Consider the following 21,137-nt stretch of genomic DNA (forward strand, 5'->3'; position numbering starts at 1 on the left):
GCGGGAAAGCACATGGAAGCATTCGTCTGGGACCAGAACTTCGTCACCAGGCTTACACAGGTCGATGAGCAGCACCAGGAACTGGTGAACCTGTTCAACGCGCTCAACGACTCGCTGTTCTCGACCGACGTTCGCCGCGAAGCCCTGCTCGAAGAAACCTACCGCAAGGTTATCGACTACACCCAGCACCACTTCCGCGACGAAGAACAGGTGATGCGCGACGCCGGCATCGACGCGCGGCATCTCGAAGCGCATCAGGCATTGCACGCCCAGTTCGTCGAGCAGCTTGGCGCCATATGGAGCCAGCGCGCCACACTGGTCGAGCACCCGGAGACCATCGTCGGCTTTCTCACCTCCTGGCTCGGGCTGCACATCCTGGGCGTCGACCAGTCGATGGCGCGCCAGATCGTCCTCATCCGCACCGGTGTCGCGCCCGCGGTCGCCTTCGATCAGGAAACGGCCGCGCACGACCGTGCCACCCGGGCGCTGATCCAGCTGGTCGGAAAGCTCTATCAGGTCCTCACCCTGCAGAACACCGAACTCGCCAAGGCCAACGCACGACTGGAAGAACGGGTGCAACAGCGCACCGCCGAGCTCGCCCAGTCCAACGCGGAGCTTCGCGAAGCCAACGAACGCCTCGAGCTCTTTTCCCAGACCGACGGACTGCTGCAGATCGCCAACCGCGGCTACTTCGACAAGCGCCTCGTGGAGGCCTGCAGCGATGCCTTCCGCTCCCGCTCGCCGCTGGGCCTGCTGATGATCGACGTCGACTTCTTCAAGCGCTACAACGACCACTATGGCCACCAGGCGGGCGACGCCTGCCTCAAGCTCATCGCCGCGACCGTCAGCGGCGCCATGCTGCGCGGCACCGACCTGCTTGCACGCTACGGCGGCGAGGAACTGGTCGTGATCCTTCCCGACACCGACTGGCAAGGCACGCAGCAGGTCGCCGAGCGCGTCCTCGATGCCGTGACTGCGCTCGCACTGCCGCACGCGCGCTCCGACGTCGCCGGACACGTCACCGTCAGCATCGGCGGCACCAGTCGCATTCCGTCCTATGGCACCGCGGGCGAAGCCCTGTTGACGGAGGCCGACGCCGCCCTCTACCGGGCGAAGGAAGCGGGCCGCAACAGGGTGGTAATGGCCGCCGCGGAGGCAGCCGGCGCAGCATAGCGCAAGCCTTCATCGCGACGGGCCGGCTACAATCCTCCGGCCCAATCCCATATGCATGGCTGCCCTGTGACTTCGCCATCCGCCCCGCCCCAATCCGCCGACGCCGCGGCCCCGCAAGCAATCGACGCCTTGATCGCCCGCTGGCGGCACGCCGGCTGCACACTCACGCCCCGCGCCCGCGTGCAGGCAGCGCTCGATGCGACGAAAAAGGCTGGGCATGCTGGCCCAGGAGGACGGAACGTATTAGCTGCAGGGGGTGACGGAGCTTCTTAGGGTGTTTAAGTGCATCTACAAAAAACTTGCATTCACAAATTAACGTATCTACATTAAAATAATCAACATGCGGCTGATCTGGGATGAGGCGAAGCGCCAGGCCAATCTGACCAAACACGGGCTGGATTTTTCCGCAGCAGGCGAGGTGCTTGAGTCGCGCTATCGGCTGGATATTCCAGTTCGACGCGCAGGCGAACGCCGCATGATGTCGATTTCTTACGCACTAGGCTTTCTGGCGGTACTGACGGTGGTACATATCGGGCGCGAAGGTGCAACGCGTGTGATCAGCTTTCGCCGGGCAAGTCGGGAAGAACGCGAGGTATACGATGAGTGGCTCGAAAACGAATGCGATGAAGCGTAAGGCAGTGCTGGAGGCGGTCCGTGCCATGGCGCCGGCGCAGGATTTTGTGTGGGACGGTTCGGATGAGGATGACCGCCCCGCTACTGCTGCCGAGTTGGCCACGGGAGTCGAGGCTTCACGACGGAAGCGCGGACGTCCGGCCGGCTCGGGCACCAAGGAGCAGGTCGCTATCCGCATCGATCACGACATCCTCGAGGCCTTCCGCTCAGGCGGACCTGGATGGCAGACGCGAATGAATGACGCGCTGCGCGAGTGGGTCAAGACGCATCCAGCGCCTTGATCGGCCGATCGGTCACGCATCGTCCCCAACTCCTGCACACCAAGTTTGCGCCATGACCACCCCCTTCCTCCCCGTCGCCCTCGAACACGCCAGCCGCCTCATCAACCACGGCCCCACGGTGCTCGTCACCAGCGCCCATGGCGGGCGGCGCAACATCATGGCGGCGGCGTGGTCGATGCCGGTGGAGTTCACGCCGCCGCGGATCGCCATCGTGATCGACAAGCACACCTTCACCCGCGAGCTGATCGCGGCCAGCGGCGCCTTCGGTGTGTGCATTCCGGGCGCGACGCTGGCCGACCTGACCTATGCAGTGGGCAGTTGCAGCGGGCGTGAGAGCGACAAGTTCGCACGCTTCGGCATCGACGCGGCGAGCGGCCCGGTGCTCGGCGTGCCAGTGCTCGAGGCGGGCTGCGCGGCGTGGATGGAATGCCGCCTGATTCCCGAGCGCCACACCGAAGACGCCTACGACACCTGCTTTGCCGAAGTGGTCGCCGCCGCGGCGAAGCCGGCGGTGTTCTCCGACGGCAAGTGGAACCTGCACGCCGATAACGCGGCGCTGCACACCCTGCACCACCTCGGCGCCGGCAATTTCGCCTGCGCGGGCACGGTCATCCAGGCCAGGCCCTTGTAGGCGTGGCGTGGCGCCTCGCGCGCAGGCGCCCTTCCGCCTTCCAGCCCACAGCGTATTGACGCGGTTCAGGCCTCGGCCAGGCCGGCCACAGGAAGCTCGATCCGGCAGCGGACCAGTTCGGCGAGGACGGCCAGCCCACGCTCGATGCCGTCCTCGTCCGCGTGGCTGAAATTCAGCCGCAGGGTGCCGTGGGCGGGCACCTCGCCAGCGAAGAAAAGTTCGCCCGGCATGAAAGCCACGCCGCGCTCGATCGCTTCGGGCAAGAGCGCGCGGGTATCGATCGGGGCCAGCAGGTCGAGCCAGAAGAAGAGCCCCCCGGGTGGCGTCTGCCAGCGCGCGAGATCGCCGAAGTGGCGCTGCAGCGCAGCGGCAAAGAAGTCGCGCTTGCGGCGATAGGCGTCCACCACCCGCCGCATGCGCTCGGCGCGGTCCGGCGAGCGCAATTGCGCCAGCACGACATGCTGGCTCACGCGGTTACTGTGCAGGTCGGCCGCCTGCTTCAGGCGCACCAGCAGCGGCATCAGCTCGGGCGAGGCCACCAGGTAGCCCAGGCGCAGGCCCGGCGCGAGCGTCTTGGAGAAGGAACCCTGATAGATCCACGGCGCGCGTTCGAGCCGCGCGCACACTGGCGTGCGCTCGCAGGCATCGTAGGCCAGGTCGCGATACGGGTCGTCCTCGAACAGCGGCACGCCCAAGGTGTCGCAGGCGCGCGCCAGGGCGTCGCGCTCGGCGGCGTCGTAGCAGTGACCGGTGGGGTTCTGGAAGCTCGGGATCGCGTAGGCCAGCGCAGGCGGCGCATCGGCATCGAGTCCGGCCAGCGCCTGCCGTGGCCGCAGCGGCGCAAAACGGGCGCCGAAGAAGCGGAAGACCTGAAGCGCGGCGAGATAGGTCGGTTCTTCCACCGCCACCATCGTGCCGGGGTCGATGAAGAGCTTCGCCACCAGGTCGATGCCCTGCTGCGAACCCGACAGCACAAGCACCTGTTCGGCCGTGCAGCGCAGGCCGATGGCGTTCACCTCGGCCGCGATCCGCTCGCGCAACGCGGGCTCGCCTTCGCTGGCCCCGTACTGCAGAACCTCGCGCGGCAGCGGCAGGCCCGACAGGTCCGGAAAGCTCTCGGCCGACGGCAAACCGCCTGCGAACGAGATCATGCCGGGGCGATCGATGACTGCGAGGATCTCGCGGATCGCGGAGGGCTGGAGGCGTTCCACCCGCTCGGAGAGCTTGGGCTGCTGTCGGCTGTTCATGGTTAAACGTCAATGTTGTTGACCTTTTTGCACGATAGGCGTGCCCGACCTATCATGTCAACATGATTGACCCATTATTGCCTGCATCCTTGATGCCTGACCCATTCGACGACAGGGACCCGCGCCGCGCGATCGAGCGCTTCTATTTCGCCTACCGCGCCTTCACCGCCGGTGCCGACCGCCTGCTGGAAGCGCGCGGGCTCGGGCGGGTCCATCACCGCATCCTCTACTTCGTTGGCCGCAATCCGGGGATGTCGGTCGGCGCGCTGATCGACGCCCTGGGCGTGAGCAAGCAGGCGCTCAACGCGCCGTTGCGCATGCTGCTGGATAACGACCTGATCCGGGCCGAAACCTCGCCCGATGACCGCCGCGTGCGGCAGTTGTCGCTCAGCGCACAGGGCCAGGCGCTCGAAGCGCAACTCACCGCGATCCAGACCGACCTGCTCGGCCGCGCCTTCGCCGATTGCGGCAGCGCTGCGACCGATGGCTGGCATGCCGTCATGACACGGCTCGCCGCCAGCTGAACCGACCGGGCGCCGGCATCCTAGCCGGTCGCCATCATCAGCACCTGCGCACGCTCGCCGCCGGCGACCTTGACGCCGCTGCCCGACTGCTTTGCCGCCTTCTTCGCGGCCGCTGCGGCGGAGGCGACCTCCTCCGGCCCCAGGAAGCGGCCGTCGCTGACCGGCACCACCCCGGCAGCGATGGTGGTTAGCGGGAAGAAGACCTTGAAGCCGCGCCGGTCCTCGCTCTCGAAGCCATTGCGGGCCAGTTCGCTGTCATCGAACAGTTCCCGCGCGCGGCGGTTGAAGCTGTGCACGATGCGCTCGCAACGCAGGTGCCAGTCTTCGCTCTGGAACAACACCACGAAATCGTCGCCGCCGACATGGCCGACGAAGTCCTGCGACAGGTCGGCATGCGCCACGATCAGCTGCGCCGCGAGCTTGATCATCTCGTCGCCGCGCCAGTAGCCGTAGAGATCGTTGTAAGGCTTGAAGTTGTTGAGGTCGAAATAGGCGGCGGCAAAGCTCACGCCGGCGTCGAGCAGGCGGCGGATGTGCTCGGTGATGGGGATGTTGCCCGGCAGGAAGGTGAGCGGGTTGGCGTGGCGCGCTGCCTCGATGCGCCGCTCGGTGACTGCGCGCACTAGGCTTTCGCCGGTGGCCAGCCCGGCGTAGCGTCCGTCCTCGGTGAGGATGAAGCCTTCGTACAGGTAGCGCTGGTCATCGCCCGTCAGCACCGCGATGAGCGAGTCGATCGGTGCGCTGGCTTCGACACGCAGCGGCGTGGCGTTCATGAACAGGGTGCAGGGTCGGCGGCCGTAGATCTCACGCGAGTAGCGCTGCGCAAACTTGTCCACGAAGTTGCGCCGGTTAACCAGACCCACGGGATAGTACTTGTCGACCACCGCCACCGCCTGCAGATCGGGATGGTCGGTGAAGAGCTGCATCAGGTCTTCGTTGCAGGCGCTCGCGGCAATGGTGGGCGCGGGCACCTTCAGGCGCCCGACCGTTTCGGCCATGTCCGGCCGCGGCGCGGAATTGGGCAGCACCGAGATCTTAGACGACTGCAGCACCGCCCGTGCCGCCTGGCAGAAGTCGGCGTCGGGACAGGCCGTGGGCCGCCCGAACAGGTAGCCCTGGCCGAAATGGCATCCAAGGTCGCGCAGCACGGCCAGTTCTTCGGCCTCCTCGACCCCTTCGGCCACAAGCGGCGTGCCAAAGGCCGTGCACAGGTTGAGGATGGCGCGCACGACTTCGACGTTGCGGCTGTCACGATGGATGCCGCGCACGAAGAACTTGTCGAGCTTCACCACCTGCGGCTTGAGCTGTGCCCACAAGCGCAAGCTCGAGCGGCCGTCGCCGAAATCATCCAGCGCCAGTCCCACGCCCTGCCCGGCCAGGGCCGCAAAGGCGGTCTGCAGGGCGGCAGTGTCTTCCACGCGCTCGTGTTCGGTCAGTTCCAGGATCAGGCGCGCGGGTGACAGCCCGGCATCCACCGCGCACCGCAGCAGTTCGCCGCCGCCTTCGCGGCCAAACGCGGTGATGAGCGGCGCGCTGAGGTTCAGGAACAGCTTGCCCGGAAGCTGCAGCGCGGAGAATTCGCGAATGGCGCCCTTGCACGCGGCGATCTCGAGTTCGCTGGCCAGCCCGCAGTGCTTGGCCACCCGCAGCAGGTCATCCGGCCTTTCGAGCGCGCTGCCCGCCGGGCCGCGCATCAACGCCTCGTAGCCAAGCACCGTCGAGCGCGCCATATCGACGATGGGCTGAAAGACAAAGTGCAGTTTCTGCTGCTCAAGCAGCTTTCGCAAAGTTACGGCGAGTCCCGCATTGTGCAACATGTCTTTTCCGGTCTAAGAGGGACGCCGAAGTGTGCCGTGGTCAAATTAAGTTTCTATGACCACAGCCCGCGCCGGGTCGACCAGCAGCATCGTCACCGTGACGTCCTTCACGCCGGCTTTGCTCCCGCAGCGCTTGTCTCCTACAACTGAAACATGGTGCGCAGGCCTTGCTGCACCGGAAAACACAGACACGGGAGGGGGCGATGACGATTCAGGTCGGCGGTCAATCGAAGCGGATCGGGCTGGCGCTGTCGGGCGGGGGATTTCGGGCAGCGGCGTTTCACCTCGGCGTGTTCCGCAAGCTGCAGGAAGCGGGCCTGCTGTGGAAGCTCGACCTGCTGAGCTGTGTCAGCGGCGGCAGCATCGCCGGCGCCTTCCTCGCCAGCCACTGGGGCGAGGACGACGCGCTGGACAAGCTGGAGCGTTATCTCGCGAGCACGTCGATCGCGGTCTCCTCGGTGATCGGCGGCGTGCTCGACCCCTTCCACAGCCGCCTCGACAAGCTGGCCGCCAGCTACGAGCGCGACCTCTACGGCAAGCGCGCGCTGGGCACGCTCAAGGACGGCCCGCGGCTCTACATCAACGCCACCAACCTCGGCACCGGCAACATGTTCTTCTTCGTCACCGGCGGCAACCTGCCGGCGGAGATGGGCGAATGGCAACTGGGCGCCGCGCCCGCACACGACTTCCGCCTGAGCCGGGCGGTGGCGGCCTCGTCGGCCTTCCCGCCGGTGTTCCCGCCGCTGCGGGTCGACCAGAGCGAATACCCCGCGGCCGGCGTCGACTACGTCACGCTGTCCGACGGCGGCGTGTACGACAACCTCGGCGTCAATCCGCTGCTGCGTGCGCGCAATGCGCTCGACTACGTGATCGTCAGCGACGCGGGCAAACCCTTCCGGATCGACGAGCGACCGACCGAAGTCGGCTCCGCCGTGCTGGTCGCCGCGCTGGACATCATGATGGAACAGGTGCGCGGCCTGCAGTTCAAGCGCCTCGAGTTGAACGCGGCCAAGGCGGGCGGCGCAAAGCCGGCGTGGTTCTCGATCGACAGCGAGGAAGGCCAGGCGCAGCCGGGCGATGCGGTGTTCGCTTCATCGATCGGCACCAACCTGAAGAAGCTCGCCCGTGCCGAGATCGACGTGCTCACCCGCCACGCGGGCGCGCTGCTGACCCATCGGCTGCACACCTACATGCCCGAACTGCTGGGCGGCTGAAGGCACAGGCACACGCTGACCGACGGCACGCCCCGCAGCGGCGGCATGCCGTCGCCCACCCCGATCCCGCCTGCAGGAGAGACTGCGATGGACGACGATTTCGACTCCGCCCTCGTCGAGCCGCTGCTCCAGTTCGCCCATGCCGACCCCGAGCCGCAGGTCTGCCTCGCTGCGCTCGAGGCGGTCACGCACTTTCCGCTCGACCGGCACCAGTGGCAGTCGGTTGCGGATGCGGCGTGGCGCGTCGTGCAATCCGAACCCGCTGCCTCACCGGCGCGCCGGGACGCGCTCGCCTTCGCCGCGCGAATTCCGCTGCGCTCGCTGCGCGAGCACCTGCGCAGCCGGGCCAACGACGACGCCGAGCCGGACCGCGACATCATCGCCGAGGCCCTTGCAGTCGTGGCCGACCCGAGCCGCATCGCGCCGCTGGTGGCCGGACTGGCTTCGGGGCATATGGAAAACTATCGCCCGCTGGCGGCCATGCCGCTGGAGGACAGCGGCGTGTCAGCCGCGGACCTGCCCGCACCGGGGCCACAGTACGGCGATGACGCGCACTTCTGGCGCGCCCTGTGCCTGGCGCGGCTGGGCGACTTCGCCGAACTGGGCGCGGTGTTCGCCAGCGACGACATCCTGCCCCCCCTGTTCTGGGGCGCGCCCTGGACCGCCTATGCCGCGGTCGAGGCCGTTCGCCCGGTTCCGGACGCAATGCGCGACCACCTGCTTGCCGTGCTCGCCCAGGTCGACGCCGACGAAGCCGCCGGGCGAATCAGCAACGGCGTGGCGCGCGCACTGCGCCTCACGGCCTGGGCCGCAACCGGAACGGCAGACGCCGAAGGCGGAGCGATGCGGCCACCGCATCCGCCGCACCCGGTCAGCCTGCCGCCCGAGTTCGACCCACCCGCGAAGGCGGCCGAGCTGGCTGAACGACAGCTGCAGGCAACCGCGCCCGGGTTCGACGACGCCCAGGTGGGCTGGATGATCGCTCGCGAATCCGCAGGCGACTACATCCCCGCCCTGCTCGCCGTCGATCGCGCCAACCTGGCGCCCGAGGCGCGCGTTCGCCTGATACAGCTGATCGGATTCGCCGCCGATGCCCAGACCGGCCGCGCCCTGTCGCCCTATCGTGGCGCCGGCCCTGCCGCAGGCGGCGGCGAACGCCCTGCGCTGATCGAGGATCAGCACCAGGCTGCGGCCCCACCCATGGGCGGTCTGGATGAGTTCAGGGTCGCGGAAGAGGAAGGCGGCGGCAGCGGCTTCGAAAGTCTGGACGAGGGCTTCGATGACCGCGATGCCGGCTGTGTCGTGGACCTGGACGGCATCGGCGCATCCGTCTCACGCGGCGGCCATGTCGCCACGGGGCACGTTGCCGCCGGACAGGTGACGGCGGACGCGACATCGCTGCAGGAGCAACCCGACGCGCAGGACAAGCGCCGCGTCAACGCCCTGCTGCTGCATGACGAGCGCAGCCACCACTACTTCGTCGCCGGTGCCACCAACACCGTGCGTTGCTGGATCGGCCTGCCGCAGGCCGGCATCCCGACCGCCAACGCCACGATTCCACAGCTGAGGCTGCCGCCCGAAGGCCTGGAGCTGGTCGTCGAGCTATGCTGGATCGGCAAGCGCGATGGCCAGCCCGACCGCCACGGCAACGGCCCGGCCGGCCGTCTGCATCTGCCGGCCAAGCGTACCGCGCGCAGCGAGGACTGCGATCTCGGCATCAACGTCCCCGCCGACATCGACCGGCTCGAGGCGGACATCGTGTTCACCTTCATGGGCAAGGTCTTCGAGGCGGTGCGCGTGAGTGCGCCGGTACTGCCCGTCGGCACCACGGAAGACGGACTGGCCGCGCCGTCGATCGAGGTGCAGTTCGGTCAGCGCGAGGTGATCCGCCTGCAGGAACGCACACCGGTCAGCGCCACGCTCACCTTCGGCCCCGGCTACATGCAGATGTTCGACGGCAGCGGCGGCAAGATCTTCGACCTCGGCAACACGACGCCGCTCACCACCTTCCTCAACGAACAGCTGTTCCTGAAGGAAGCCTCGCTGGTGCGCCGCCGCAGCCAGCAAGGCGTGCAGGAAGGCGAGGCGCTGCTCGACGTCGACGACCCGGACGTGATCGAGCTGTTCGGCAACCTCGCACGCCACGGCGCCGCGCTGTACCAGAAGCTGCGCGGCCAGGGCTTTAGCGACCCCGGCGACCGCATCCAGCTCATCAACAAGGACGAGAGCCGCCACGTGCCGCTCGAGTTCGTCTATGACCGCGGTTTCCCCAAGAAGGGCGCGCGTTTCTGCAGCGGCTGGCGCGAAGCGCTGACCGGCGACGGCTGCCGCTGCCCGAGCTGCGATGCCACAAGTACGACCGCCGGCGGCAGCTGGAGCGAAACCATCTGCCCGCTCGGCTTCTGGGCGATCCGCAAGGTCATCGAACGCTTCGACAGCGCGCACCTGCAGGATCTGTCGCTGCCCGCATGGCGCCGGCGCGACCTGCGCCCGCTCGACGCCGCGCTGTGCGCCAGCACCGACCGCGTGCCCGCCGAGGAACGCGCCGCCCTGCGCGAAGCGCTTGCCCAGAGCGTCACGGCCCCCACCATTGCCGCGGACTGGGACGAGTGGGAGCGCACGCTCGCGTCGAAAAGCCCGCCGCTGCTGATCCTGCTCGCCCACCACGATCTCGACGCCGGTCTCGACTACCTGGAGATCGGCGACAAGACGCTCGACGAACACCGCCGCTGGCGCTACCGCCCGCAGCTCAATGAGGCGCTGATCAACCCCGCCGCCATCGAACCCGGCCCCATCGTGCTGCTGCTCGGCTGCATGACCGCGACCGATGTCGCCGAGACCGGCTATGGCAGCCTTGCCAGCAACTTCAAGGATTTCCACGCCAGCCTGGTGCTGGGCACCATGGCCAAGGTGCTCGGCCGCCACGCCGGTCCACTCGCCTGCGAACTGCTCGCCGAACTGGCGGCGGTCGACACGCCGGACGCCGACTTCGGCAGCGTGCTGCGCCGCGTGCGGCGGCGCATGCTGGCGCACGGCTTCCTGATGGTGCTCGCCCTGGTGGCCATGGGCGACGCCGAATGGCACCTGCCCACACGCCACCCGGCAACCCACTGATTCCGGAGCCTGCGCCATGCTGCGTCTCGAGATGCTTCCCGCCGCCCACGGCGACTGCCTGTGGATCGAATACGGCAGCGGCACCGCCGTCCACCGCATCCTGATCGACGGCGGCCCCGCCCACACCTACCCTGCGCTGCGCGAGCGCATCCTGCATCTGCCGGCCAACGAGCGGCGCTTCGACCTGCTGGTGATCACGCACGTCGACGCCGACCACATCGAAGGGGTGATCCGCCTGCTGCTCGACGCCGAAGCCCTGCACTGCCGCTTCGACCGCATCTGGTTCAACGGCCGCGACCAGCTCAACGCCGTGCCCGACCCGGCGGGCGAACCGCTGGGCGCGCTGCAGGGCGAGATCCTCGGCGTGCTGATCGCCGACTACGAGGCCCGCACCGGCAGCGCGGTGTGGAACCTGGGTTTCGACCAGGCGCTGGCCGCCATCGACCGCCGGCAACCCACCTTGCCCACGGTCGACCTGCCCGGCGACTGCCGGCTGACCCTGCTCTCGCCCGACCACGAGCGCCTGCTGTACCTCAAGGACCGCTGGAAGAAGGAGCTGGACCGTGCCGGCATCGCCTCTGGCGACATCGCTGCCCTGCGCGCCCGACTCGCCGCCAGCCGCAGCCTGCGCCCGCTCGGCGACGCGCTCGGCGCTGAGGACGAAGACGACGAAGTCGAAGCGATGAGCGGCCGCCACGAACTGCCCGAGGACGACGACAGCGACCTCGGCGCCGAGCTGGAGGACACCCTCGGCCGCGGCAGTGGCGAGCCGGGTGCCGACGCTCCCTTCGGCGGCGACACCAGCGCGGCCAATGGCAGCAGCATCGCGCTGCTGCTCGAATACCCCGCGACCGCGCCCGAAGTGCGCCTGCTGCTGGCCGGCGATGCCTGGCCGGGCGTGCTCGAGACCTCGCTCGCCACCCTGCTCGGCGATCCGGCAAAACGCTTCACGCTGGACGCCTTCAAGCTGCCCCATCACGGCAGCGTCGCCAACCTCAGCCCCAGCCTGCTCGACCGCCTGCGCTGCAGCCATTACCTGGTGTCGACCAGCGGCGCCCTGTTCCGCCACCCGCACAAGCGCGCGCTCGATCTGATCCTCGAGCACCATGCCGCTCCGGGGCGTCCCACGCTGCACTTCAACTACCTCACGCGCTGCACCGCCCCGTGGAGTGACACCGCCGACCAGGCACGCCGCGGCTACCGCGCCCTCCACCCGAAGGGCCATGCCGTTTCATTCTGAACCCGTCCGACGCCGCCCCGCCAACCCCTGAGTCAACACCCTGCCCCCGAAAGCCATGCCGCTGATCGGGGGACGTCAATCGTCGCTCCAGAACTGTCGACGGGCGGGAAAAGTACAGCAGCCGGTATCGATGCCCGTTTGATCCGTGTTCATACCCGCGGCGGCGGAGTCGGGAGATCAGGTTAATATCCGGCGTCACGTATTTGCGGCAATGCAGCATATGAACGATTTCTTCCCGATCACGAACCCGGTCGTGGTCTTCGCCCTCGTCGCCGTCATCATCCTGCTCGCCCCCATCGTGATGGGGCGCATGCGCATGCCGGGCATGATCGGCTTGCTGCTGGCGGGAGCGATCCTGGGGCCCAACGCGCTCGGCGTGCTCGAGCGCGACCAGTCCTTCGTGCTCTTCGGCACGGTCGGCCTGCTCTACATCATGTTTACGGCGGCACTCGAGATCGATCTGGCCATCCTGAAGCGCTACAGCGTTCACAGCGTGGTGTTCGGCCTGGTCACCTTCGCGATCCCGCAGGGCCTGGGCATGCTGGTCGCGTACTACGTGCTCGGCTTCGCGTGGCCGGCGGCGATTCTGCTGGCGAGCATGTTCGCCTCGCACACCCTGCTGACCTACCCCATCGTGAGCCGGCTCGGACTGACACGCAATCAGGCCGTGACGACCGCCGTGGGCGGCACGATCGTGACCGATACCCTGGCGCTGCTGGTGCTGGCGGTGATCGCCGGCATGACGCGCGGCGAGGTGGACGAGAATTTCGCATGGCAGCTGGGGCTCAGCCTGACGCTGTACGTCGCGGCGATCCTCATCGGCCTGCCGCTGCTGGCACGCTGGTTCTTCCGCCGCGTCGCGCGCGATGGCGTGGCCGAGTTCGTGTTCGTACTGGCGACCGTGTTCGGCTGCGCGGCGCTATCGCATGTCGCCGGCTCCGAGCCCATCGTCGGCGCCTTCCTCGGCGGGCTGGCGCTGAACCGCCTGATTCCGCACAACAGCACGCTGATGAACCGGATCCAGTTCACCGGCGATGCGCTGTTCATCCCCTTCTTCCTGCTCTCGGTCGGCATGCTGCTCGACCTGAGCGTTTTCGCCGGCGGCGCCCGGGCGTGGCTGGTGGCCATCTGCATGCTCGCCACGGTGCTGGTGGCAAAGTGGCTGGCGGCGGAGACGACGCGCCCCCTGCTCGGCTACAGCCTGGATCAGGCCCGCGTGGTGTTTGGGCTGAGCGTTCCGCAGGCGGCGGCAACGCTCGCCGCGACGATCGTCGGCTTCGAGATCGGACTCTTCGACGACACCGTCGTGAATGGCGCCATCGTCATGATCCTGGTGACCTGCTTCTGGGCCCCCATCGTCGTCGATCGACACGGGCGCAACCTCGTCCAGGCGGAGGCCGGACTTGCGGCTGAAGCGCCAGTGGCCAAGCAGCGGATCCTGGTGGCCTGCTCGACGGAAAGTTCGGCCCGCCCCCTGATCGATCTGGCGATCCTCATGCGCGATCCGGCGCAAGCGCAGCCGGTGTACGCGCTCAACGTCGTCGAAGACGGCGACGACGCGGTCAGGGGCGTCGCCGCGGCCGAGCGCATGCTCGACGCGCTCGTCCCGCAGCTTTCGGCAGCAGGCGTCCCGGCGCAGCCGGTCACCCGCATCGACCTGAACACCGCGGCGGGCATCCTGCGCGCCCGGCGCGAACTGCACGCACGCAAGGTCATCGTCGGCTGGCGCAAGCGCAGCATCGGCACCGAGTTCTTCTTCGGCTCGATGGTCGAGCAGCTGCTGCAGGACGGCCAGTACCTGCTGATCGCCAGCCGTCTGCGCGAACCGCTCAACACCTGCAAACGCATCGTGATTGCGCTGCCACCCCACGTCGAGAATGAAGACGGCTTCATCGACGGGATGCGGACCCTCGGACACCTCGCGCGGCAGCTCGGCGTCGGCATGCTGATCCTGTGCGAGACCGCGCATGAGGCGGGCGTGCAGCGTCGTCTCAAGGCGCTGCGTCCGGCAATCGAGTTCAAGCTCCAGCCGATCGCGGCGTGGAGCGGCGTGCTGCGCGCCCTGTCCGAGCTGGCGCGCAAGGATCAGCTGATGGTGTTCGTCGGCGTCCGTCCCGGCGGCTACGCCTGGCGCACCTCGCTCGGCACCCTGCCGGAGCGGGTGAGCCGGCTTTCGCCGGACTTGAACATGCTCGTGTTCTACCTGCCCGAGATGAACGAACCGGACGACCTGGCATGACGATCCACGACACCCTCCCCGACACCCCGGCGCTCGAGATCGAGACGGGTCCGAACCCGCAGTTCACCGTGATCTGGATGCACGGGCTGGGCGCGGACGGCAGCGACTTCGCGCCGATCGTCCCCGAGCTGAACCTGCCCGAATCGCCTGCGGTACGGTTCATATTCCCGCACGCGCCCTACCGGCCGGTGACCTGCAACGGCGGCTACGTCATGCGCGCCTGGTACGACATCGTTTCCCTGGCGCCCGGCAACCGCGAGATCGACGAACCCAGCCTGCTCGAGTCGCGCGACAGCGTCCGCCAGCTGATCGCGCGCGAAGCGGCCCGGGGCGTCCCGAGCGAGCGCATCGTCCTCGCCGGCTTCTCCCAGGGCGGCGCCGTCGCCTACCTGGCCGGCCTCACGCACCCCGCGCCACTGGCCGGCATCATCGCCCTGTCGACCTACATTCCGAGCCCCGCCCTGCTGCTCGCCGAGTTCGCCGCGCCGAACGGCCGCATTCCGGTCTTTGCAGCGCATGGCACCGACGATGACGTCGTCTCGCTCGAGCTCGGCGAACAGGCGCTCGAGGTGGTGCGCGGGATCGGCGTTGCGCCCGAGTGGCGCACCTATGCAATGCCGCACTCGGTGTGCCTGGACGAGATCGCCGACATCGGGACCTGGCTGGCGCGCATCATCACCGAGGCGTGCCGGCCCGCGGCTGCTGCTCCCTGACGCGTCCTGGCGGGGCCAGAATGGCACCCGCGGCTACAATCGCTCCCCATCCTCCCTCCAACACTCAGAACCCCAAAACAAGAGGAAGCCGTGCGCAGTCGTTTCGTCGAACTATCCGACACAAGCAAGGGCCTGCTGGCCGCGCTGGTCGTGGTCATCTGCTGGTCGGGCTTCAATATCGTGTCGCGCTTCGGCAGCACGGCGACCTTCACACCCTTCGATCTCGCCGCGATGCGCTATGGCGTGTCGGGTACCCTCGCGCTGCCCTTCTTCCTCAAGCTCGTGCCCCCGCGGGAGTGGCCGCGCCATGCGGTACTGGCCCTGGTCGGCGGACTGGGCTACGGCCTGCTGGTGTATTCGGGCTTCGCTTTCGCACCGAGCGCACACGCGGGCGTGTTCGTGAATGGTGGCATCCCGTTCTGGACCGTCGTCATCGTCGCCGTGATGGCGGGCTTTCACGTCGCGCGCCAGACCGTGATCGCCTTGCTGCTGTCGAGCGCCGGACTCGTGCTGATCGGATTCCAGAGCCTGTTTTCCGCATCGGCCCAGAACGAATGGATCGGTGACGGACTCTTCCTCGCTGCCGCACTGAGCTGGGCCGTGTTCGGCCTGTTGATGCGGCGCTGGCAGATCCGTCCGCAGCTAGGCATCCTCGGCATCGCGAGCTTTTCGCTCGTCACCTACATGCCGGTCTACCTGCTGTGGCTGCCGGGCAACATCGCCAACGCCGGCTGGGGCGAGATCGGGCTGCAGGCGGTCTACCAGGGCATCATCGCCGCGCTGCTGGCGGCGGGCATGTACAGCTACGCGAACCAGAAGATCGGCGCCTGCCAGGCGTCGATGATGCTCGCGCTGGTGCCGGCATTCTCCGCGATCGGCGGTTGGCTGATCCTGGACGAAGCACTGGGCATCACCACCGTGATCGGCATCGTCGTCGTCTCGCTGGGCGCCCTGCTCGGCGCCTCGCCGCCGGGCTCGATGGCACGTCTGTTGTCTTCGGGATCGCGATGAGCGCCGCCAGCCTCCGCCCGGACCCGCCGGGTCGCTGCGATCCCGCTCGATGCAGCGCGCGGCATTTCCGCCCGGATGCAGGCCCCTGACGTCTTCGCCTGACAATTCGTCGGAGCCCGCATCACATGACAGCCAGGGTCACTCGCGCCGCGCCCAGATCCCTTGGATCGCCAGTTCGAATCCCCCGAACTGGCGATCCGCGATCATCAGCCCTACCTGTTCGATAGTCGCACCGCGCAGCGCCGGCGCGTCCGGGACCGCGCGACCGCGCCAGGTGGGCAGAAAGTCGGCCAGGGCCAATGCCTGCCGGATCCAGCGTCCAGCGGGAGGCGCGAAGGCGGCTTGGTAATTGACACCATCGAAGCCGCGATCGATGCGCAGGTTGAGCTTGTAGCGGCGGCCGTCCCCGCGCACGACGAGCTCGATGGCTTCGATGTCCCGCGCCGATGGCGGCGAAACCGATGCACGCACCGAGGCGAAGCCGCCGTTGTTGTCCGGCGAAACCTGCCCGCCGAACACGGCATGGCCGGCCGGATCGAAACGCAGCGTGCTGTGCGACACACCGCCCATGACGCGATCGTCGATGGCGGACCAGGCAGAGACCGCTTCGGGGCGGTCGAAGAGGAAGAGCGTTTCGGGCATGGCGGGATTATCGCGTCACGAACAGCATGAGCAACTTTCAGTAATACGGAGCGTTACACTTCAAAGATGTCCGACACCAAACGCGCCATCCCTTTGTCCCGTTACGCAATCGAGTGGCTGCAGCTCGGGAGCGCTTTGCTCGTAGTTGCGTTGATCATCGGCCACTTCATGTCCGAAATGCGCAAGGACATCGAGACTCGTGAACGTGATCGACTCACGGTGCAGGCGCGCGTGATTCACGATGCGCTGGAGCGTCAGATCGACACCATTAACCGCACGCTTGTCGGCATTCGCGACGAATTGCCGCAGTGGCGCTCGGAGCCGGGCGGCATGCTGCAGGCCCAGCGCAGGCTCAAGGCTTTTGCCGACGCCATGCCGGCGGTGCGTACGCTACTGATACTTGATGCCAAAGGTAACGCGATAGCCTCCAACCAGGACGCGCTCATCGGCAGGAATTTCGCTGAACGCGACTACTTTCAGGTTGCTGCGCGCAACCCAAATGTCGACACACTCTATCTCGGCCCGCCTTTCAAGACCGTCCTTGGCGTTCTCGGCATGAACATGGTGCGCATGGTGCGCGGCCCGAACGGCGAATTCGCCGGCATCGTCAGCGCCACGCTCAGCCCGGACGAACTGACGCGCACGCTCGAATCGGTACGCTATGCCCCGGACATCTGGGCCGCACTGGTCCATGGCGATGGAAAACTGTTCCTGATTGCCCCGTTGCGGGAGGAATGGCTGGGGGCCGATCTTAACAAGCCCGGCTCGTTATTTTCTCGCCACCGCGACGGCGGGCAAACGACCAGCATCATGACTGATACGGTGATGCTGACCGGCGAGCGGCGCATGATGGCGCAACACACCGTGCAACCGCCGGCACTGAAGATGGACAAACCCATCATCGTCGGCATCGGTCGCGATCTCGGTGCGATGTACGTCCGATGGCGTGAAGAAGCCACCTTGATCGGTGGCATCTATGCGCTACTCGTCGCGATCACCGTACCCGGCCTGTACCTGACCCAGCGTCGCCGTCGCGAGGCAGACGCGGAAACCGAGGCTGCACACGCCGCACTGGCCCAGCGTACCCTCGAGGCGGAAGCGGCCAGCCGCGCCAAGAGCGAATTCGTCGCCAACATGAGTCACGAGATTCGCACGCCGATGAACGCCGTATTGGGCTTGCTGCAACTCATGGAACTCACCGGCCTGGACGTGCGCCAGCGTGACTACGTTCACAAGGCCGAGGGGGCGGCACGTGCGTTGCTGGCCATCCTCAACGACATCCTCGACTTTTCCAAGGTCGAGTCCGGCAAACTGGAACTGGACGACACCCCCTTCCGTCTCGACGAACTGCTGCGCAATCTTTCCGTGGTGTTGTCTTCAACCTTGCAGCACAAGGAGGTTGAAGTGCTGTTCCAGCTGGACCCCGCCGTGCCGCGCGCACTGCGCGGCGACGGCCATCGCCTGCAGCAGGTGTTGCTCAATCTGGCCGGCAATGCCATCAAATTCACCGAGCGTGGCGAGGTAGTGATCGGACTTAGGCTGCTTGACCTCACATCGGACCGTGTGCGTATCGAGTTCTCGGTGCGCGACACGGGTATCGGCATTGCCGCCGACCGCCTGGCTGCCATATTCGAGGGCTTTACTCAGGCAGAATCCTCGACCACGCGACGGTTCGGCGGCACCGGTTTGGGCCTGACGATCAGCCGTCGCCTGGTGCGCCTGATGGGGGGGGATCTGGTGGTGGAAAGCACGCCCGGCCAGGGCAGCCACTTTCATTTCACCGTCGATTTCCGCCGCGACGCAGCAACCAGCGCATTGGAACGTACGGTGGCGGCGGAAAATGACAGGCAACCTGCCTTGCGTGTGTTGATCGTCGATGACAATGCCACGGCTCGCGAAGTACTCGCCGCCATGGTCACCTCCTTCGGCTGGCAGGCAGAGACGGCAACGAGTGGTGCCGAAGCCATCCAGCGGCTGGAAGCGGCAACCGCCGCAGGACAGTCGTTCGACATCCTCTGCGTCGACTGGATCATGCCCGGCATGGACGGTTGGGAAACCATCCAGCACATTCGTGCACGTAATACGGGACGCCTGCCGGCAATCCTGATGATCACCGCTCATGGTCGCGAACTGATTGCCGAACGGCTCGGCGAGGCAACGAATCCGCTGGACGGTTTTCTCGTCAAACCGGTCACGCCCTCGATGCTCTTCGACGCCGTGGCGCAGGCAACGCACGGCGCATCGGTGACGGTGGATCGTCGTGCCGCGTCAAGCTTGCAGGCCGGCCAGCCGCTTGCCGGCCTGCGCATCCTCGTGGTCGAGGACAATCTGCTCAACCAGCAAGTCGCCCGTGAACTACTTGCCCATGCCGGGGCCGAGATCGAGGTGGCCGGCGATGGTGAGCAGGGTCTCGAGTGCGTCCGTCGTGCCGCGGTGCCTTACAGCGCGATCCTGATGGACATTCAGATGCCGAGAATGGACGGTTACACCGCAACCCGGGTACTACGCCAGGATATGGAGGTCGTCACGCCGATCATCGCGATGACCGCCAATGCTCTGCCGTCCGACCGCGAGGCGTGTCTAGCCGCTGGTATGTCTGACCATATCGGCAAGCCCATCGATGCTCGCGAGCTGATCGGTCTGTTGCTGCATCATTGCCGCAATGCAACTGTGGGGAACGATGCTCTGCCTGCATCGGCATTTACCGCGCCCCTGCCAGAACTGCCGCCCCAGCCGGAAGGCTTCGATTTCGCCGCCGCGCTGGTGCGCCTTGACGGCAATTCTTCCCTGTTTGCCAGTCTTGCGCGGCGCTTCGGAAAGGATTGCGCAGCCCTTATTGCAGCCGCGCAGATCGCGCTCGCGCAAGGTAACCGAACAGCCATCGCGCGTGAAATGCACACCCTCAAGGGGCTGGCAGCAACGCTCGGCGCCACGGCTCTGGCGCGCCAGGCTGCCGCAGCAGAAGCCGCCTTCACCGCACCCAGCGGCACCAGCGACGACACAGGACACCTTGCACAACTCGCTATCGAAATTGATGCGAGTGTTGCCACCTTAATTGCCGCGGCCGACGCACTCGACCCACCGCACCCCGTGGAAAGTGTGTCGCTCGACAGGGAGCGGCTGCTCGAACACCTTGCCGAACTGGATGCCTTGCTCGCCGAACAGAACATGCGCGCACTCGATGTCTTTGTCACCCTCAAGCGCGAGGCGGACGATACGCTTGCCGACAGCCTGGCAAGCCTCGACGACGCGTTGTTCAAGCTCGATTTTGCCGCTGCACGCGAAACGACGGCCAATCTGAAGGGAATACTGTCGCAATGATGCCTGCCTACAATCTGCCACCGGAGTTTCGTGCGCTGGCGCCGCTGCCGGAGCGCCCGCGCCTGCTGGTGGTTGATGACCAGCCAATCAACATCCAGACGCTCTACCAGATTTTCCACGCTGATCACGAGGTGTTCATGGCGACGAGCGGCGAACAGGCGCTCGCCTTTTGCCGCGATAACGTGCCCCCTGACCTGATTCTCCTCGACGTGATCATGCCCGGCATGGATGGCATCGAAGTCTGTCGCCGCCTCAAGTCCGACCCCGCACTCGCTGATATTCCGGTGATTTTCGTCACGGCCCGCTCCGAACCAGCCGACGAGGCCGGCGCGCTGGCAGAGGGCGGTGTTGACTTCATCGCCAAGCCGGTGAATCCGGCCGTAGTGCGTGCTCGTGTCAAGACTCATCTCACGCTCAAGGCGCAGACCGATCTGCTGCATTCGCTGGTCTTCATTGACGGACTGACCGGCGTGGCCAACCGTCGACGCTTTGACGAAGCCTTGCAGATCGAGTGGCGCCGTTGCCGGCGCAGCAACACCCCGCTGACGCTATTGATGATCGACATCGACCATTTCAAGCGTTACAACGACCATTACGGCCATCAGACAGGCGACGCCTGCCTGCAGAAAATTGCCGCCACCCTCAAGGCCGGCCTCAGACGTGCGCATGACCTGGTGGCGCGCTACGGCGGTGAGGAGTTTGTCTGTCTGATGCCCGAATGTGATTACCCTGCCGGCCAGAACAAGGCCGAAGAACTTCGCGCGGCCATAGCTGCGCTGGGTATTCCCCACGCCGATTCGCCGACTGTTAGCCGTGTGACACTGAGCATCGGTACCGCCGTCATGCACCCCAACGGCGAAAATAGCCCTGATGCCCTCATCGCGGCGGCCGACGCGGCGCTCTATGAAGCGAAGAACCGCGGCCGGGACAGGGTATTTGCTGCACCTCCAGCGTAAGGCAGGCGATTTCCTAGTCCGACAAGCATACTCAGACTTTATGCCAGCTTCGTGGAGTGGATCTGAATCGCGCTCCTCCCCCACAACGAATCGCTCGCCGCAGCCGACGGCTCAGGCGCGATGCGAAAGCAGCCGCATGCAGAAGATCTCGCCCTTGTGTTCGAGCCGGCGCGGCTCACCCCCCGCGAGCAGTGCGCCAACTGCGGCGATGCGGCCGTCCGCCTTCTCCACCAGCATACGGATGGCCGGCGTGCGCAAGGAATGCACTGCACTGATCGCGAGGGTCTGAGTAATCGCGTAAAAAAACGGCCCGCCGAAGCGGGCCAAACCCGAAATCACCCCCGCGCCTTGCGGCGCGAGAGGCAACCACGACGCACATCC

Annotated in this window: 17 protein-coding genes; 13 read left to right on the forward strand and 4 right to left on the reverse strand. The window is 66.7% G+C overall.

Going from position 1 to position 21,137, the window contains the following annotated elements; all coding sequences use genetic code 11:
- Positions 1-12 precede the first annotated feature (12 nt).
- The 4 genes from C664_RS06245 (at position 13) to C664_RS06260 (ending at position 2,718) form a co-directional block, all read left to right on the forward strand.
- Complete coding sequence (locus tag C664_RS06245; protein ID WP_004255549.1) at positions 13-1,173, forward strand: GGDEF domain-containing protein; 1,161 nt, start codon at positions 13-15, stop codon at positions 1,171-1,173.
- A gap of 340 nt (positions 1,174-1,513) precedes the next feature.
- Positions 1,514-1,807 (forward strand): BrnT family toxin, encoded by a 294-nt coding sequence (locus C664_RS06250; protein WP_004255551.1) that lies wholly within the window; start codon positions 1,514-1,516, stop codon positions 1,805-1,807.
- Positions 1,797-2,087 (forward strand): BrnA antitoxin family protein, encoded by a 291-nt coding sequence (locus C664_RS06255; RefSeq protein WP_004255553.1) that lies wholly within the window; start codon positions 1,797-1,799, stop codon positions 2,085-2,087. Before C664_RS06250 ends, C664_RS06255 begins: the two co-directional genes overlap by 11 nt.
- A 52-nt stretch (positions 2,088-2,139) precedes the next feature.
- Positions 2,140-2,718, forward strand: coding sequence for a flavin reductase family protein (locus C664_RS06260; protein ID WP_004255555.1), 579 nt, complete (start codon positions 2,140-2,142; stop codon positions 2,716-2,718).
- A gap of 65 nt (positions 2,719-2,783) precedes the next feature.
- Here C664_RS06260 and C664_RS06265 read toward each other — a convergent pair whose 3' ends face one another.
- Positions 2,784-3,965 carry an aminotransferase-like domain-containing protein gene (locus C664_RS06265; RefSeq protein ID WP_004255558.1) on the reverse strand — a complete coding sequence of 394 codons (1,182 nt, stop codon included), beginning with the start codon at positions 3,963-3,965 and terminating at the stop codon, positions 2,784-2,786.
- A 92-nt stretch (positions 3,966-4,057) separates the two neighbouring features.
- Here C664_RS06265 and C664_RS06270 point away from each other — a divergent pair, with 92 nt between their 5' ends.
- Positions 4,058-4,489, forward strand: a complete 432-nt coding sequence (locus C664_RS06270) for a MarR family winged helix-turn-helix transcriptional regulator (RefSeq protein ID WP_038011111.1) — start codon at positions 4,058-4,060, stop codon at positions 4,487-4,489.
- A gap of 20 nt (positions 4,490-4,509) precedes the next feature.
- Here C664_RS06270 and C664_RS06275 read toward each other — a convergent pair whose 3' ends face one another.
- Complete coding sequence (locus C664_RS06275) at positions 4,510-6,306, reverse strand: EAL domain-containing protein (RefSeq protein ID WP_004255562.1); 1,797 nt, start codon at positions 6,304-6,306, stop codon at positions 4,510-4,512.
- Positions 6,307-6,509: 203 nt separating this feature from the next.
- Between C664_RS06275 and C664_RS06280 the strand changes: the two genes are divergently transcribed.
- The 6 genes from C664_RS06280 (at position 6,510) to C664_RS06305 (ending at position 15,837) form a co-directional block, all read left to right on the forward strand.
- A complete protein-coding gene (locus tag C664_RS06280) occupies positions 6,510-7,520 on the forward strand; it encodes a patatin-like phospholipase family protein (RefSeq protein WP_004255563.1) in 1,011 nt (336 codons plus the stop codon).
- An 87-nt stretch (positions 7,521-7,607) separates the two neighbouring features.
- Positions 7,608-10,634, forward strand: a complete 3,027-nt coding sequence (locus C664_RS06285; RefSeq protein ID WP_004255565.1) for a hypothetical protein — start codon at positions 7,608-7,610, stop codon at positions 10,632-10,634.
- A gap of 16 nt (positions 10,635-10,650) precedes the next feature.
- The gene (locus tag C664_RS06290) at positions 10,651-11,874 is read left to right on the forward strand and encodes a hypothetical protein (RefSeq protein WP_004255566.1); all 1,224 of its coding nucleotides are present in this window, start codon (positions 10,651-10,653) and stop codon (positions 11,872-11,874) included.
- A gap of 220 nt (positions 11,875-12,094) precedes the next feature.
- Positions 12,095-14,113: a cation:proton antiporter gene (locus C664_RS06295; protein ID WP_004255568.1), complete on the forward strand. Its 2,019-nt coding sequence runs from the start codon at positions 12,095-12,097 to the stop codon at positions 14,111-14,113.
- Positions 14,110-14,826, forward strand: coding sequence for an alpha/beta hydrolase (locus tag C664_RS06300; protein WP_004255570.1), 717 nt, complete (start codon positions 14,110-14,112; stop codon positions 14,824-14,826). The genes C664_RS06295 and C664_RS06300 overlap by 4 nt, the downstream gene beginning before the upstream one ends.
- Positions 14,827-14,916: 90 nt before the next feature.
- Positions 14,917-15,837 carry a DMT family transporter gene (locus tag C664_RS06305; protein ID WP_004255572.1) on the forward strand — a complete coding sequence of 307 codons (921 nt, stop codon included), beginning with the start codon at positions 14,917-14,919 and terminating at the stop codon, positions 15,835-15,837.
- 138 nt (positions 15,838-15,975) lie between these two features.
- Here C664_RS06305 and C664_RS06310 read toward each other — a convergent pair whose 3' ends face one another.
- Positions 15,976-16,479 carry a CIA30 family protein gene (locus C664_RS06310; RefSeq protein ID WP_004255573.1) on the reverse strand — a complete coding sequence of 168 codons (504 nt, stop codon included), beginning with the start codon at positions 16,477-16,479 and terminating at the stop codon, positions 15,976-15,978.
- A gap of 66 nt (positions 16,480-16,545) precedes the next feature.
- On the opposite strand from C664_RS06310, the gene C664_RS06315 reads away from it, so the two are divergent.
- Together C664_RS06315 and C664_RS06320 are read left to right on the forward strand one after the other, a co-directional pair.
- Positions 16,546-19,800, forward strand: a complete 3,255-nt coding sequence (locus tag C664_RS06315) for a response regulator (RefSeq protein ID WP_004255575.1) — start codon at positions 16,546-16,548, stop codon at positions 19,798-19,800.
- Complete coding sequence (locus C664_RS06320) at positions 19,797-20,756, forward strand: diguanylate cyclase domain-containing protein (protein ID WP_004255578.1); 960 nt, start codon at positions 19,797-19,799, stop codon at positions 20,754-20,756. Before C664_RS06315 ends, C664_RS06320 begins: the two co-directional genes overlap by 4 nt.
- Positions 20,757-20,867: 111 nt before the next feature.
- On the opposite strand, the gene C664_RS20610 is transcribed toward C664_RS06320, so the two are convergent.
- Complete coding sequence (locus tag C664_RS20610; RefSeq protein ID WP_157354010.1) at positions 20,868-21,122, reverse strand: hypothetical protein; 255 nt, start codon at positions 21,120-21,122, stop codon at positions 20,868-20,870.
- Between the last annotated feature and the right edge of the window lie 15 nt (positions 21,123-21,137).

The sequence above is a fragment of the Thauera sp. 63 genome (assembly GCF_000310165.2).
Classification (GTDB): domain Bacteria; phylum Pseudomonadota; class Gammaproteobacteria; order Burkholderiales; family Rhodocyclaceae; genus Thauera; species Thauera humireducens.

Bases quoted from the DNA above. Each gene is read 5' to 3' on its own strand.
- C664_RS06245 (WP_004255549.1), top strand. From the start codon at position 13: ATGGAAGCATTCGTCTGGGACCAGAACTTCGTCACCAGGCTTACACAG.
- C664_RS06250 (WP_004255551.1), top strand. From the start codon at position 1,514: ATGCGGCTGATCTGGGATGAGGCGAAGCGCCAGGCCAATCTGACCAAA.
- C664_RS06255 (WP_004255553.1), top strand. From the start codon at position 1,797: ATGAAGCGTAAGGCAGTGCTGGAGGCGGTCCGTGCCATGGCGCCGGCG.
- C664_RS06260 (WP_004255555.1), top strand. From the start codon at position 2,140: ATGACCACCCCCTTCCTCCCCGTCGCCCTCGAACACGCCAGCCGCCTC.
- C664_RS06265 (WP_004255558.1), bottom strand. From the start codon at position 3,965: ATGAACAGCCGACAGCAGCCCAAGCTCTCCGAGCGGGTGGAACGCCTC.
- C664_RS06270 (WP_038011111.1), top strand. From the start codon at position 4,058: ATGCCTGACCCATTCGACGACAGGGACCCGCGCCGCGCGATCGAGCGC.
- C664_RS06275 (WP_004255562.1), bottom strand. From the start codon at position 6,306: ATGTTGCACAATGCGGGACTCGCCGTAACTTTGCGAAAGCTGCTTGAG.
- C664_RS06280 (WP_004255563.1), top strand. From the start codon at position 6,510: ATGACGATTCAGGTCGGCGGTCAATCGAAGCGGATCGGGCTGGCGCTG.
- C664_RS06285 (WP_004255565.1), top strand. From the start codon at position 7,608: ATGGACGACGATTTCGACTCCGCCCTCGTCGAGCCGCTGCTCCAGTTC.
- C664_RS06290 (WP_004255566.1), top strand. From the start codon at position 10,651: ATGCTGCGTCTCGAGATGCTTCCCGCCGCCCACGGCGACTGCCTGTGG.
- C664_RS06295 (WP_004255568.1), top strand. From the start codon at position 12,095: ATGAACGATTTCTTCCCGATCACGAACCCGGTCGTGGTCTTCGCCCTC.
- C664_RS06300 (WP_004255570.1), top strand. From the start codon at position 14,110: ATGACGATCCACGACACCCTCCCCGACACCCCGGCGCTCGAGATCGAG.
- C664_RS06310 (WP_004255573.1), bottom strand. From the start codon at position 16,479: ATGCCCGAAACGCTCTTCCTCTTCGACCGCCCCGAAGCGGTCTCTGCC.
- C664_RS06315 (WP_004255575.1), top strand. From the start codon at position 16,546: ATGTCCGACACCAAACGCGCCATCCCTTTGTCCCGTTACGCAATCGAG.
- C664_RS06320 (WP_004255578.1), top strand. From the start codon at position 19,797: ATGATGCCTGCCTACAATCTGCCACCGGAGTTTCGTGCGCTGGCGCCG.